The sequence below is a fragment of the Arcicella sp. LKC2W genome (genome assembly GCF_034931005.1).
In the GTDB taxonomy this organism is placed as follows: domain Bacteria; phylum Bacteroidota; class Bacteroidia; order Cytophagales; family Spirosomataceae; genus Arcicella.
Window position 1 is genome coordinate 43,590 of the sequence record NZ_JAYGIN010000019.1, and the last position, 15,128, is coordinate 58,717.

The 15,128-nt window shown below is 36.9% G+C and carries 10 protein-coding genes; 2 read left to right on the forward strand and 8 right to left on the reverse strand.

What is annotated here, in order from left to right:
- Window positions 1-31: 31 nt before the first annotated feature.
- Entirely contained in the window at window positions 32-2,107 is a 2,076-nt protein-coding gene (locus VB796_RS15920; protein ID WP_323347558.1) for a glycoside hydrolase family 97 protein, read from the reverse strand.
- Window positions 2,108-2,209: 102 nt separating this feature from the next.
- Between VB796_RS15920 and VB796_RS15925 the strand changes: the two genes are divergently transcribed.
- A complete protein-coding gene (locus tag VB796_RS15925) occupies window positions 2,210-3,127 on the forward strand; it encodes a bile acid:sodium symporter family protein (RefSeq protein ID WP_323347559.1) in 918 nt (305 codons plus the stop codon).
- 79 nt (window positions 3,128-3,206) lie between these two features.
- Here the strand turns inward: VB796_RS15925 and VB796_RS15930 are convergent, their stop codons facing one another.
- The 6 genes from VB796_RS15930 to VB796_RS15955 all read right to left on the reverse strand — a co-directional run bounded on the left by VB796_RS15930 (window position 3,207) and on the right by VB796_RS15955 (window position 11,849).
- Window positions 3,207-5,570 carry an efflux RND transporter permease subunit gene (locus VB796_RS15930; RefSeq protein ID WP_323347560.1) on the reverse strand — a complete coding sequence of 788 codons (2,364 nt, stop codon included), beginning with the start codon at window positions 5,568-5,570 and terminating at the stop codon, window positions 3,207-3,209.
- Between the two features lie 2 nt (window positions 5,571-5,572).
- On the reverse strand, window positions 5,573-6,559 hold the full coding sequence (meaB, locus tag VB796_RS15935; RefSeq protein WP_323347561.1) for a methylmalonyl Co-A mutase-associated GTPase MeaB: 987 nt from the start codon (window positions 6,557-6,559) through the stop codon (window positions 5,573-5,575).
- 242 nt (window positions 6,560-6,801) lie between these two features.
- Window positions 6,802-7,620 carry a hypothetical protein gene (locus VB796_RS15940; protein ID WP_323347562.1) on the reverse strand — a complete coding sequence of 273 codons (819 nt, stop codon included), beginning with the start codon at window positions 7,618-7,620 and terminating at the stop codon, window positions 6,802-6,804.
- A gap of 1 nt (window position 7,621) precedes the next feature.
- On the reverse strand, window positions 7,622-7,783 hold the full coding sequence (locus tag VB796_RS15945; RefSeq protein ID WP_323347563.1) for a hypothetical protein: 162 nt from the start codon (window positions 7,781-7,783) through the stop codon (window positions 7,622-7,624).
- 240 nt (window positions 7,784-8,023) lie between these two features.
- Entirely contained in the window at window positions 8,024-8,680 is a 657-nt protein-coding gene (locus VB796_RS15950) for a 2-C-methyl-D-erythritol 4-phosphate cytidylyltransferase (protein WP_323347564.1), read from the reverse strand.
- Between the two features lie 163 nt (window positions 8,681-8,843).
- Complete coding sequence (locus tag VB796_RS15955) at window positions 8,844-11,849, reverse strand: FAD-binding and (Fe-S)-binding domain-containing protein (RefSeq protein WP_323347565.1); 3,006 nt, start codon at window positions 11,847-11,849, stop codon at window positions 8,844-8,846.
- Between the two features lie 236 nt (window positions 11,850-12,085).
- Between VB796_RS15955 and VB796_RS15960 the strand changes: the two genes are divergently transcribed.
- Window positions 12,086-13,327, forward strand: coding sequence for an ABC transporter permease (locus VB796_RS15960; protein ID WP_323347566.1), 1,242 nt, complete (start codon window positions 12,086-12,088; stop codon window positions 13,325-13,327).
- 128 nt (window positions 13,328-13,455) lie between these two features.
- Here the strand turns inward: VB796_RS15960 and VB796_RS15965 are convergent, their stop codons facing one another.
- The gene (locus tag VB796_RS15965; protein WP_323347567.1) at window positions 13,456-15,060 is read right to left on the reverse strand and encodes a DUF3667 domain-containing protein; all 1,605 of its coding nucleotides are present in this window, start codon (window positions 15,058-15,060) and stop codon (window positions 13,456-13,458) included.
- Window positions 15,061-15,128: the final 68 nt, after the last annotated feature.

Sequence of the window (15,128 nt, forward strand, 5' to 3'; positions counted from 1 at the left end):
CAAAACTCTGCCAACGTTACAAAAATATACCTTACAACTTCATTAAGCTAATAGCACAACCGCCACCTTTGGCTAATTTCAAGTCTAATTTTGATTGTTTGGTTACGATAACTTTCTCAATTTTATAGCTTTCTGGATTATTTTGCCAATCTGAGTTGTCGCTATCTTTATAAATTATTGCTTGATATTTAGCTCCATTATCCAAGAAATCAAGTGAAATCGTGGCGTTACGGCTATTTTCATCAGTAATTGCTCCGATAAACCAATTGTCTTTTCCTTTCTGTTTTCTCGCAATGGTAATATAATCGGCAGGTTCGGCTTCTAAAATTTTGGTATCGTCCCAATCAACAGGCACGTCTTTAATAAACTGAAACGCATCTAAATGCTGATTGAAATTATCAGGGAAATCACCCGCCATTTGCAAAGGACTGTAAATGGTTACGTATAAAGCCAACTGTTTGGCAAGCGTAGTGCGTACACGAGTTTTACGACTTGAGTCAAACTGATTTAATTGAAAATGGAAAAACCCTGGCGTGTAATCCATTGGTCCACCCATCAAGCGTGTGAAGGGCAAAATAGTTTCGTGTTCGGGAACGAGTGCCAAATTGGGAGCATTGTTAAATTCATTTCCTCGGGCGGCTTCATTTGCCAACCAATTGGGGTAAGTACGGTGCAAACCCGTTGGATGCACAGGTTCGTGAGCTTCCAGCATAATATGATTTTCAGCCGTTTTTTCAGCCACTCTTTGGTAGTGATTCACCATCCATTGACTATCATGGTGTTCACCTCTTGGAATAATTCGTCCGACGTAACCCGTTTTCACGGTATTCATATTGTGGTCTTTCATAAATTGAAAAGCCTTATCGAAATGGCGTTCATAATTGGTAGCCGAGCCAGAAGTCTCGTGGTGCATGATAAGGCGTAAACCTTTTTGCTTGGCATAATCAGCCAAATAATTTACGTCATAATCACTGTAAGGCGTTACAAAATCAAAGACATTTTCTTTCCAATTTCCAAACCAATCTTCCCAGCCTTCGTTCCAACCTTCCACCAAAACACCGTCAAAACCATGTAGAGCCGCAAAATCAATGTAGGTTTTTACATTGGCAGTATTGGCTCCGTGTTTGCCCGATGCTTTGTCCCAATTAGCTTTTCCTGTGTGCATTTCCCACCACATTCCGATAAATTTTTGGGGTTTTATCCAAGACACATCCGTGATTTTTGAAGGCTCATTAAGGTTTAAAATCATTTTTGAGGCTAAAATATCCGTTGCTTTGTCGCTCACGTTGATGGTTCTCCACGGCGTTTGAAAAGGCGTTTGCAAATAAGCTTTATTGCCAACGGCATCAGGAACTAAATGAGATGTGAGCGTGAAAGTATTTTTATCCAAAGTCAAATTCATGGCAGGATAATTTATCAAAGCGGCTTCGTGGATGTTGATATAAATACCATCGTCCGTTTTCATCATCAAAGGACATTGAATGGTATTTACGCCAATGACAGATTTCAGGGCAATATCAGGTTCTTTATCGGCTGCTTTGACGGCATCAATTTCGCTTAATTTGGTAGTATTATATAAATATTCGTTGGTGTCATAATCCCCTGGAATCCAGAAGGTTTTATGATTTCCTGCTAAATTAAATTGAGTAAGTTCATCGCCAACGATAAAATGTTTGAAATTATCTTGTGTTGGAAATTCATAGCGAAAGCCCAAACCTTCATTAAAAACTCTGAAAACAACTTTTAAAATGACTGCCGATTGATTTTCTTTCAAGGTCAAACTCAATTGTTTATAGTTATTTCTAATATTGCTCATTTCTCCCCAAACAGGTTTCCAAGTTTCATCAACAGAGGTTGAGTCAATAGAAATAAAGCTAAAATTTTTTAGGTCAATTTTGGGTTTATTCAATTGAAAACCAAGTAGTGATGGCTCAAGAATGGCTTTGTTTTTATAAGTTAGACTGTACGAAACCGCATTGTTTTTGTCGCTCTGAACTTTTAAAGTGACGTTTTTATCAGGAGATGATAAATAAATGGGTTGTTGTGAAAAAGAACTAATACTCCCGAATAGGAGCATTAATAGAGAAGTTACGGTTAATTTTTGCATGAAATTGTTTGCTTATCAAAAATGGTTAATTCATAAATTATTCCTCTAAATAACGGAAAAAATCAAAAAAATCAATCTATTATTGTTCCTAAAATCGACCACATGAAAAATTATCTTTACACACTTTCCATTATTTTAGGGGCAACAATCGCTTATTTTTTTCCACAATATTTTATTTCGGTAGGTAATTTTCAACTGAAAGAATTAATCATTCCTCTGCTTCAAATTATTATGTTTGGTATGGGAACGACGATGAGTTATGATGATTTTTTAGGCGTGGTAAAAATGCCTAAAGCCGTTATTGTTGGGTTAATTTGTCAGTTTACCATTATGCCATTTTTAGGCTTTAGCATTGCAAGAGCCTTTAATTTTCCACCAGAAATTGCGGCAGGAATTATTTTAGTGGGTTGTTCTCCAAGTGGATTGGCTTCCAACGTGATGTCGTACATTGCCAAAGCCAATGTGGCTTTATCTATCACTATTACGTCTTTTGCTACGCTTTTAGCACCCATTCTTACGCCACTTTTAATGAAATTATTGGGTGGACAATTCATTGAAATTGACTTTTGGAGTATGACTTACGATATTTCTAAAATGATAATAATTCCAGTCGGTGTTGGTTTCTTGGTCAATAAATTTTTGGCGGGAAGAGCAGAATGGTTACAGAAAATATTACCAATCATTTCAATGGCGGGTATTGCTGTTATTATCGTTATTATTACGGCGGTTGGACAAAAATCTTTGCAAACGGTGGGATTAGCCTTAGTTTTTGCTACTTTACTGCATAATATCGGAGGATTTATCTTGGGTTATTGGGGTGCAAGATTATTCAAATTACCAGAACAAGATTGCAGAACGGTAGCAATTGAGGTGGGTTTACAAAATGCTGGATTAGCGTCAGGATTAGCCAAAGCGATGGGGAAATTAGCAACGGTTGGAATAGCTCCTGCCTTATTTGGACCAATTATGAATGTTAATGGCTCTTTATTGGCGAGTTATTGGAGTAAGAAGAAGGTTTGATTTTAATTTTTGATTTTCGTATTTCGATGTTGGGGTATCAATTCCAAACATCGAAATACGAACATCAAGCATCAAAACGCTACTTCATCAATTGCTTACTTTCACGTTTATCCAAAGTCATTAAGAAAGCGGGTAATAAAACTAAATTACAAATCATCGCCATTAAAAGCGTGATTGAAACTAAAATTCCTAATGATTGCGTGCCTTTGAAAGTTGATGCCGTAAAGATGAAAAAGCCTGTAAATAAGATAATTGCCGTATAAAACATTGAAACGCCTGTATTCAAAATCGTTTCTCTGATGGCATCTTTTACGTTTCGTTTTTTGTTAATTAATTCGTCTTTGTAACGAGTCAAGAAGTAAATCGTCCCGTCTGAAGAAATACCGAAAGCGATTGAGAAAATCAAAATCGTTGAATATTTCAAGTGAATATCGAAGAAACCCATCAATCCCGCCGTAATCAATAATGGAATTAAACTCGGTAAAGTTGAGATAATGACCATTTTCCAAGAACGAAAAAGCAAAGCCATAATTAAGCAAATCAATACAATAGCTTGGAGTGTACTTTCTACTAAATTTGCTTGTAAATAATCGTTTTGCCAAGCATAAATTACACTATTTCCCGTTATTTCCGCATCATAGCCACGTTTATCTCCACGTTTATAAAACTCATTTGTTTCGGCATTATAATTGAAAATTGAGTCAATTTTAGGTTGTAATTCATTGATAATCTGATTGGTACGAACAGTTCCACAATCGGCAATTTGATAACTGACCCGTGTGTAACGTTTGGTTGAATCAATGAAACCTTTGGTGAATCCTTGTTTTCCTTGTACGCTTGAATTATACTCTTTCAGTTTCGCTAATTCGTCAATTCCTGGTAAAACAAAATATTTTGGGTCGCCACCACGATAAGCTTGATAAATGAATTTTGCAGCAGTTACTAATGAAATCGGTTTGGTAAATTCTGGATATTTTGCAAACTCTTTTTCCATTTTCTTGATTTTGGTCAAAAGCTCAGGTGAACCCAACACACGACCTGCTTCATAGGTATCAATAGCCACTTCAAAAGGCATAATTCCTTTGAAATTCTTTTCTATAAATTTTAAATCGGTCAAAATTGGATTGTCATCAGCAAGGTCATCCACGATGTAACCAATTGATTTTATTTGTGTCATTCCATAAACTGAAAGTCCAATAATGACGATAATAATGCTGTAAATAACCGAACGTTTGTGGTTTACATATCCGTCAATTTTTAGTAATATTTTGGCAACTCTTCCCGAATCTAAACGAGCTGTTTGTTTTTCAGAAGGAGGGGCTAAGTAGCTAAATACCAATGGGATAAATATCAATGAAACCACGTAAGTAAGCATTACATTGATAGCCGCCACAATACCGAATTCAGATAAAAATGTACTTCCCGTAAACGCAAAAACGCCAAAGCCAATCGACGTTGTGAGGTTTGCTAAGAAAAGTGTTTGCCCAATTTTCTCGATGGTTGTTTGCAAAGCCAACATTTTATCGCCGTGCAAAGCGTATTCTTCGTAGTATTTATTAAAGACAAAAATAGTATTTGGAACGCCAATGACCACGACTAATGACGGAATCATTCCCGAAATAATCGTGATTTTATAACCGAACAAAACGATAAAGCCGAGCGACGAAACAATACCAATCAAAACCACAATCAGAGCAAAAAACATGACTTTGAAACTGCGGAAGAATAACAATAAAATTAGCATGGTTACCACAAGGGCAAGGCTAACAAAAATGCCTAATTCAGTTGTGATTTGTGCGGTCATTTCGGTACGGACAAATGGCATTCCCGAAAGGTGTAAATCCGTTTTTTGCTTCTCTTCAAACTGTGCCGTAATTTCTTTAATTTTCTTAACCGCTCTAACCCTTGCTTTATCATTGATGGCTTTTTGGTCGAAAGTAATCATCATTAAATGCACATTTCCTGCTTCATTAATGATAAAACCTTTGTAAAAAGGCAGTTTTACCAAACCCGTTTTTACGCTCTCCACTTCTGCTTGCGTAACGGCTCTTTGCGTGATAAGTGGTTTAGTATCAAAGCGTTTTGCGGTGTCATTTTTGACAACTCTCGGAATATTTCCTGCGTAAACAACGTCTTTGATGCCTTCTACACCTTTGATTTCCTTCGCTAAATCTTGCCATTGTTGGAAAAATGGAAGCTGAAACATTTTGTCGGTTTCAACGCCCAAAACCATGACCGAACCATCTTCGCCAAAGCGTTTTTTGAAGGATTCGTACAATTGAAGACGACTGTCGGACTGAGGAAGAATTTTAGGTAATTCGCTTGAAACTTGGGTTTTAGTAGCCATGTAGCCCATAAAAATTGCCAAGAAAGCAACGAGAGCCAAAAAGTAAGGACGATTTTTAAGGATAGCGACTGATAGCTTATGCCAGATATTGTTCATTATTATTGTTTGTAAAAGACTTCCAAAAGTTCGTAAGCGGCATGAATTGGGTGTTTTGTGCCTTCGCTAACGGCTTTTTGAATGTCTCTGGTTTTTAAGGAAACGTTTTTATTGCTGTAAAAATTTTCCTCTAAGGTTTGTTTAATGAAATCGTTCATCCAATCTAAATTTTGGTTTTGCCGATTTTCTGCAAATTTACCACTCTTACTTAACAAATCCCGATGCTTTTCGACTAATTCCCATATTTCAGCGATTCCATTGAGATTTGTTGCCGAACAAGTTACCACTTCTGGAAACCAACCTGTGCCGTCGGGTGGAAATAAATGTAGGGCATTTTGGTACTCAATTTTTGCCAATTTCGCCTGATTTTCATTGCCCGAATCCGCTTTGGTGATGGCAATTAAATCCGCCATTTCCATAATGCCTTTTTTGATGCCTTGCAATTCGTCGCCCGCACCTGCCAACATCAACAAAAGGAAAAAATCGACCATGCCATGCACGTAGGTTTCGGACTGACCAACACCAACGGTTTCAATGATAATGACCTCAAAACCTGCGGCTTCGCAGAGTAGCATGGTTTCACGAGTTTTATGCGAAACTCCGCCCAAAGAATTGCCCGTAGGAGAGGGGCGAATGTACGCCAAAGGCTCACGGGAAAGCTCTTCCATGCGGGTTTTGTCGCCCAAAATACTGCCTTTAGTAAGTTGAGAACTTGGGTCGATGGCAAGTACCGCAATTTTTTTCTGTTGATTAGTTAAATACTTGCCCAAAGCCTCAATAAAGGTACTTTTGCCCACACCGGGAACGCCTGTAATACCTAATCTGACGGATTTGCCCGTATAAGGTAAAATGGCTTCTATAACCTCCTGAGCCAGTTTTTTATCAGAAGGTAAATTGCTCTCAATCAGCGTAATAGCACGACTAAGTATCATTCGATTACCCGAAATAATACCGTCTGTATATTCTGAAAGAGAAAGTCTTTTTTTCATGGATTTTGTTTTGGTGATGTGGTTTTGTCAATGTGTTTTGCTCGAATTTTGCCTTTGTCGTTTATTGATTCAAATCTGTGACTTGGACAGTTTCGTATTAGTTTCTATATTCTTATTATCACTTTTTGCTCACCCCGATTTGTAATCGGGTGTGGATTGGTTTTGCGTTTATAACGCTAAAATATATTTGCGACACAGTCGCAAAACCATTTCCGCCCGATTATAAATCGAGGGGAGCGAGGTTATCCCAACCACTTCTTGAACCACGTTTTCTTTTTATATCCTTCTATTTCTAAGGCTTCGTAAATATCAATAATGTCATCAAATATTATATTATTATGCTTTATTAATAACTCTTTATTAATAAGTTCATTACTTGTATCAGGCTCAAAACCGTGCAACTGTGCTAATTTTACCCAAGCTGTTGCTGGTTCACAAATAAAAGCAAACATGGGATATTCCCAATTCTTCACCATGCTTCTAAAATATTTGATTTCATATTCTATGCCTTCATTTATCATTGCTAAATCACTATGCAATATACCTGCTACTACATAAGCCAAGCCACGACCATAGGTATCCGTTTTTGAATAATAATCTCCCATTTTTTCTTTGGCTTTGGCTTTATCTCCAAGCAATAAATATTTTAAAGCATAGCCCATTGCAACGTAATGTTTACTCTCTAAACTCCCTTCAATCAGTTCACTGATAGTGGCAAATTCATATAAATCTTCCTCATTATCAGCTAATAACAAGGGGATAATCCCCCAATGAAGTGTACCCCATAAAGAAGGAGGAGGTTGTTCATTCCATTTATATTGTGGGTAATGGTTATGTAATAACTTAATTCCAAGTAATGAAACTTTAGATGCTTTATAGTAGGCTTTTTTTGCCTCAAAAATTTCTGAATTTAGAATTATGTCACGGCTTGCAATGAAAAGATAACTATTATTGAAAAGCACACTTTGGAAATTCTTTTTTTTTGTAAGAACTTCCACCCATTTTGCAAGACTCGCAGTTTGTTTAATTTTAATATCCGAAAAATAAGAAACAATATCCATCTTAATTCAATTTTAGTATTCTGGTAGCACCGTTACCGTTAATAAATACTCCATACTTCTCTAAAACAATACTTCCGTTTATGGCATCTTGCAATATTTGACCAGTTCTATTATTAGTACCTCCTAATGCCGTTACAACACCATTTAACCAACCTGTTTCCATTTGAAGGGCACCATACCCAGTTCCGAAACTCCAAGTTTCATTCGCAGTAGCACGAGTTGACCTTCTGGTTCAAGCGTCCTCGCTTGAACTACTCTCGTGCGTAGGCAATTGAACTGCACAAGGTTAATTGAATTTCATGGTTCAAGCGAGGACGCTTCCAGCCGTTGTCTGTGTCTCCACAGACGACTACAAATTATCGTCTGTGGAGACACGGACAACGGCAAGGGACAACAGCAAATCTCACCCTTTCCCCAAAATAATCTCCGCCCATTCCAAATCTTCAGGTGTGGTGATTTTTATATTTTCGTAGCTTCCTTCAATGAGATTTATTGTAAAACCTGCGTGTTCTGCTACACTGGCATCGTCTGTGAAGGTGCTTAATTCTTCGGTTTCAAAGGCTTTTTTAATTAATGAAATCTGGAAAGTTTGTGGTGTCTGAATCAATCTAACCGTTGAACGGTCGATGGCTTGTCCGTTTACTCGCACCGAATCTTTGGAAGGAACGCTCACCACGGCAGTTCCTTTTTCGTTGGCAACTTTAAAACTTTCTTGAATTATTTCCGCAGAAACAAATGGACGCACGCCATCATGAATGGCTACAAGTCCTTCGTTTTCAATGGTTTTTAAGCCATTCAATCCCGACTGAAAGCGTGTATTTCCGCCTTTTACCAATCGGTGTGGAACAGTTGGGTATTTCTCACAGAGTTGATTCCAATACTCAAATTGCGATTCGGGTAAAACCAAAATCAGCTCAATTTCGGGTTCGGCTTCTTTAAATCTTTTGAGGGTATGCATTAAAATTGGCAAACCACCTACTTCAATAAACTGCTTAGGAATGTCACTTTTCATGCGACTTCCCGAACCTCCTGCAACAATAATTGCGTATTTTTTATTCATTTTTTTATACGTTATTGACAGAAAACCTCACCCCCAGCCCCTCTCCGTTGGAGAGGGGAGTATTCGACCCAATTTCCCCCCTCTCCAACGGAGAGGGGCTGGGGGTGAGGTTTTTGCAACTCAAATAAGTACACATACTATTCTACTTAATTTTAGATTAAACCTAATTCCCCAACAAAGCATCCCACAAAATTTCTACGGGATGTTGGGCAGTTCTTCCCGTTCCATCTTTTATTTGGTGACGACAACTTGTGCCTGGGGCAGCAATAATTACCTCATCGGCTTGTTTTCTGATAGTTGGAAAAAGCACTAATTCACCAATTTTCATCGAAACTTCATAATGTTCTTCTTCGTAACCAAAAGAACCCGCCATACCACAACAACCCGACGGAATCAATTGAACTTCGTAATTGGCAGGTAATGACAAAATTTTCTTGGTTGCCACCAATGACGATAATGCTTTTTGATGACAATGCCCATGTAGTTTAATGAGTTTTTTATCCGCCTTGAATAAGTCTTTGGTAATCTTCTTTTTATCAATTTCTTGGGCTAAAAATTCATCAATCAAATACGCATTTTCGGCTACTCTTTCCGCATCAGAATGTAAATGTTGCGGTACTAATTCAAGGTATTCGTCTCGCAAAGTTAAAATTGCTGAAGGTTCAATTCCCAAAATTGGAGAATTGTCTTTTATCGCTTCACTCAGCATTTGAACATTCTGAATCGCAATTTGCCGAGCCTCTTTTACCAATCCTTTTGAAAGATAAGTACGTCCACTTTCAATGTGTTTTGGAATGTGAACTTCGTAACCCAAAGCGGTCAATAACAAAATGGCTTTTTGTCCAACTTCTACATCGTTATAATTCGTAAATTCATCACAGAAAAGATACACTTTGCCTTGTTTTCTGCGTTTTCCAAGATTGATTTGCGAATAATGAACGCTATTTTTTTCACGCTTTTGCTGAACCTTAATTCTGTCTTCTTGCCACTTTCTCAAAGTAATATTTCCAACCGTTGGAATTGACCTTTCTGGAGCAAAACCTAAGAACTTTTTAGTCAGATTTGCCGTGAAATTATTGGTTACTAAAAAGTTATAAATTCTTGGGAATTTAGAAGCTAATTCTTGCGATTTCGTGAAATTACCAATCATTTTTGTCCTGAATGGTACGCCATGTTCATCGTAATAATGTTGTAAAAACTCCGCTTTCATTTTGCCCACATCAACTTTCGAGGGGCATTCAGATTTACAGCCTTTACACGACAAACACAAATCCATAACCTCCTTAATTTCCTCGTGGTCGAAACGGTTTTCCTTTTCAGAATTGGTTAAAAATCCACGTAAAATATTGGCTCTGGCACGGGTTGTGTCTTTTTCCATGCGAGTAGCCATGTAACTCGGACACATCGTTCCGCCCGTCACTTCGGTTTTGCGACAATCGCCTGAGCCTGAGCATTTTTCGGCTAAACGAAGGATTCCTTCTTGGTTTGAAAAATCGAAATACGTATTAATTTCTGGATTTTTCTTGCCTGCTTCGTAGCGTAAAAACTCGTTCATGGGTGGCGTATTGACGATTTTACGAGCATTGAAGATGTTTTTCGGGTCGAATATTACCTTGACTTCTTTCAATAATTCGTAAACGTCTTTGCCCAAAACGCTTTCGATAAATTCACCTCGCAAACGTCCATCGCCGTGTTCGCCACTCAATGAACCATTGTATTTTTTGACTAATTCTGTTGTCTCTTTTAAGATTGTTCGGAATAATTCTTTGCCCTCAACCGTTTTCAGATTTATCATCGGCTCAACGTGCAATTCCCCCGCACCCGCATGAGCGTAATACGAAGCATTGATATTGTGGCTTGCCAAAAGTCCTTGTAAATCAGCAATATAAGCTGGTAAATCTTCGGGAGCAACGGCACAATCTTCAATCAAATTAACGGGCTGAATGTCGCCTTTCAAGTTGCGAATTAATCCCAAACCAGCTTTTCTCACGTCCCAAGCGGGTTTGGTATCTTCACCTTTTACTACTGGATACGCATAGCCAATTCCTGCTTTTTGTAAGTCTTCAATTAAAGCATTGGTTTTAGCATTGAGTTCTGTGTCAGTTTCTGCCATAAACTCAACCATCAAAATAGCGGCTGGGTCGCCTTTAATGAAAAAGCGATTTTGGTTGTAAACGTGATGTCCTTTGGTGAAATCTAAAATGTATTTATCCACCAATTCCGAAGCCATCGGATTATGTTTTAAGGCAACTAAATTGGCTTGTAAAGAATCTTGAATGGTATGGCTATGAATACAAACCAAAGCAATTTCTTGCGGAGGAAGCGGAATTAAATTCAATTTTGCTTCCGTCACAAATGCTAAAGTACCTTCTGAACCTGCCAAGAGTTTACAGAAATTAAAAGGTTTATTCGACTCTGGATGAAACAGTTGATTATCGCTCAGCATATCAAGAGCGTAACCTGTATTTCTGCGTTGTAATGTTTTTTTAGGATAGCCTTTTTCAATCGTTTCTTGAATCATTGGATTATTCAAGATTTTGAAAATTTGACCGTATAAATGACTTTCTAAATTCTTTTTAGTGGCTTTTTGAAAAAAATCTTCTCGTGACGTTTCTGAAAAGATAACTTCTGAACCATCACTCAAAAGAACATTTGCCGATAACAAATTACTGCGAGTATCACCCCAAACAATTGAGTGTAAACCGCATGAATTATTACCAATCATACCACCAATCATGGCTCGATTGGAGGTAGAAGTTTCTGGGCCAAACATCAAACCGTAAGGCTTCAAAATGACATTCAAATCATCTCTAATGACTCCAGGTTGTACCCTTACCCAACGTTCTTCTTGGTTTATTTCAATGACTTCCGTAAAATATTTTGAAATATCCACAACAATTCCTTTCCCCACAACTTGCCCTGCCAATGACGTTCCTGCCGAGCGTGGAATGAGCGTAACTCGGTACTGATTCGCAAATTTTATCAATGCTTTTAAATCGGCAATATCTTTTGGAATGGCAACGGCTAATGGCTTTTCTTGATAGACGGAAGCATCAGTGGAGTACAGGATTTTCTGAGCATTATGCGAAGTTGAGTTGTCAAAAAAAAGTTCTCCCGCAAATGACTCTTGCAAGATATTGAAGTCAGTGATGGTAATTTTAGCAGACATATTTTTGTGGTATTGGCTACGCAAGATTTATCCTAATCTGTAAATTTAGGACAATCCTTATATAAATCGCTGTAAAATTATGACATTGAAATACTAAATTAGCAATTAGCGAAAAACTTTATTTCCAATCTTACACTTATTCTGCCTTTCAGCCTACTGATAGTTTCCATTGGTCATTTCATTGTTGTAATTAGGATTGTGTTTTTCTAAATTTAAACTTCAAAAATCGTATAATTATGAAATTTCTTCGACAACTTTTAGAAAGTATCAGATTTGCTTGGCAAGCTCTTCGTAGTAATTTGTTACGGACTACCCTTTCACTTTTGGGTGTTACGATTGGTATTTTTTCAATTGTGGCAGTTTATACTTTTGTCGATTCTATGAATTCGGGTATTCGTGAGCAAATTGATTCGTTCGGGAAAGGCGTTGTGTATGTCGGAAAATGGCCTTGGGTGATGGGTAACAATTATCCTTGGTGGAAATATATTAACCGTCCAACGATGAAGTACAATGAATATCGTTATTTGACTGATAATCTGGAAAATGCACAGGCAATTTCTATTTTGGATGGTCGTCAAACGACTTTGAAAAATGGCAATAATAGTATAGAATCTCGATTGTTGGGAGTGAGTTATGATTACAATAAAATTTCAGATGTACCCGTAGAAAATGGACGATATTTCTTGACAAATGAAACAGATAATTCTGCTTTTGCTGTAATTCTTGGGGCTGATATTAAAGAGGCTCTTTTCCCAAATATTGCGGATGCCATTGGTGAAACGATAAAAATAAACGGAATTAAATTTAAGGTAATTGCTACGATGCGGAAGAAAGGGGAAGATTTAATTAGTCTCGGAGGTTCGCCCGATGACCGTGCTTATATTCCATACACCACTTACGCAAGCCTTTTCCAAAAAGATGAACCTGAGCCAGATATTGCCATTAAAGCGTATGATTGGGATAATGGACAAGAAACTTTGGAAGGTGAAATTACAGGCTTGATGAGAAGTAGAAGAGGGTTGAAACCTACGCAAGACGATAATTTTTCGATTAATAGATTAGATGGAGCGGTGAAATTTTTTGATTCCATTTTCTCAAGTTTGAATGTTGGTGGAGGGATCATTGCTCTATTTTCATTATTGGTTGGGGGTTTCGGAATTGCCAATATTATGTTTGTTTCGGTAAAAGAAAGAACCAATATTATCGGTATTCAGAAGTCGTTGGGAGCAAAGAATTATTTTATTCTTTTTCAGTTTTTATTTGAAGCGGTTTTCTTGAGTTTAATTGGTGGATTGGTAGGAATACTATTAGTCTGGCTGATGTCTTTCATAGATTTTGGCTCGCTAAAATTAGTATTGAGTTATTCAAATATGATTAAAGGAATTATTACGGCAACCGTTATTGGTGTAATTTCTGGAATTGTCCCTGCATGGATTGCCGCTCGTTTAGACCCAGTAATTGCGATTCGTTCAAAGTAGCACAGGTTTTAACCTGTTGTCGTTTAGTTAAACCGCTCAACTTTCAGAAAATTTCTACAAAACTAATTAAACTACATTGATTTTTAACCTGTCAAAATTTAATCGGACAGGTTAAAAACCTGTGCTACTTATGACGTTGCAAACTTAAAGGCACTTGTAATACTCAAAATAAAAATGAAAGAAATAACGTAAAGAAAAAATAAAATAACCGATTTGAATAAGGTTTTGATAATCCCTTGACGATAAACCGTTTTGAGTGAAAGAATAAAATATAAAAAGAACCCTAACATGGTCATTATTAAGGCAATTTTCCAATAGCCTAATAAAATTCCGCCACCTACAAATATAAGAAGCATCAAAAAGAATACGCTATGAATGTGAATTGAGAAAATCAAGTGTTCATAGTAATAGCGGGTATGTCCTGCCATCAAATGCGGAATGTGGCGATATTTTCTGATTTTTCTAAAACGAATTAAATACAGTAACCAATCCCATAAATATCTTAACAATCTAAATGGATAAGAAATAATACTATGCGTTCTTTTGCTATAAATGATTTTCAGTAAAAGAGCCACAATGGGCATTAAAATAAACATCATCAACGAAAATGCTCCAATGCCCAAATGAGCAATTTCTGAAAAAGCTTTCTCTGCATCTTCTCTAAATGCTAATTGGTAATAGGTTAAATTCCGTAAAATTCCTCTTTGAAAAGGTTGTAAAAAAGCCGCTGCTGTGTTATCCTTTTTCCTATTAAGACTATCCAATTGTTCATCGGACATTTTCAAAACTTTCTTTAAATATGCCGTGTTTTGCAGACTGCCATCGCTCCCTTTTAGAGTAAGTATAGTGTCGGTATCATAATTAATTTTTAAAGAGGCATTATTTTTTAAAGCGTGAAGATTTAAAGAGTATTCTAATTGCTTCGTTTTTCCAATTGTTTCAGTAAAATAATCTCTCAAGTCTTTACTTACTTCGGCTATTTTTTCGGTATTGATGGTATCAGCAATTATCTGTTTTTGAATATTGATTAACCTTTCTCGTTGCTTTTCTTCGGGTAAATTAACAATCAATTTTCTGAGCGTATCGTCAGAATCAAGATTCATTTCACTTAAAATTTCATCTAAAGAAACAGAAGTGAAATCAACCCATTTATGGATTTTTATTTTTGCTTTTTCCGTTTTTTTATCAATTTTCCCGTAGAGTTTTAAGGCTAATTGTGCTTGTTTAACCTCATTTTGAGCATCTGCTAAGCCATTTGTATCTTCGGAAGACTTGATTTCGTCTAATTTCTCCGTCGCTTCTTCCAATTCATCTTCAATATTCTTTTTGGCTTTGTTTTTAACATTTTCACTTTTGTCTTTTACCGTAACATTTTCGCTGATAAAATCAGTGCTTTCCTTTAATGCTAAATCAACCATGTAGCCCAAACCCAAAAAGAAGATAAAGGAAATTAGAAAATAAAGACGAATTGGAGGAACGTATCGTCCACGACGACCTTCGAGGAAATCTTTGGTGATTTTTCCAGGATAAAAAAAAATCGAAACCATTGTATTATAAAACTTAGTGTCGAAGTGTGTGAAGCCTTCAAAAACCTCAAACGCTAAATGCCCAAGTGGAACTTTTAAATCATGATTTTCTTGACCACAATGCGGACAAAAATTATCATCTTCTTTAAGAATGGTGTGGCAGTTGTGGCAAATTTCTACTTTACGACGCTTTTTGTGGATAGACATATTTTAGAGTTAATAGAGAATAATTAAGAGTTGGGACGGAGTTTTGTAGTTAGGCGTTTGTACTGTCG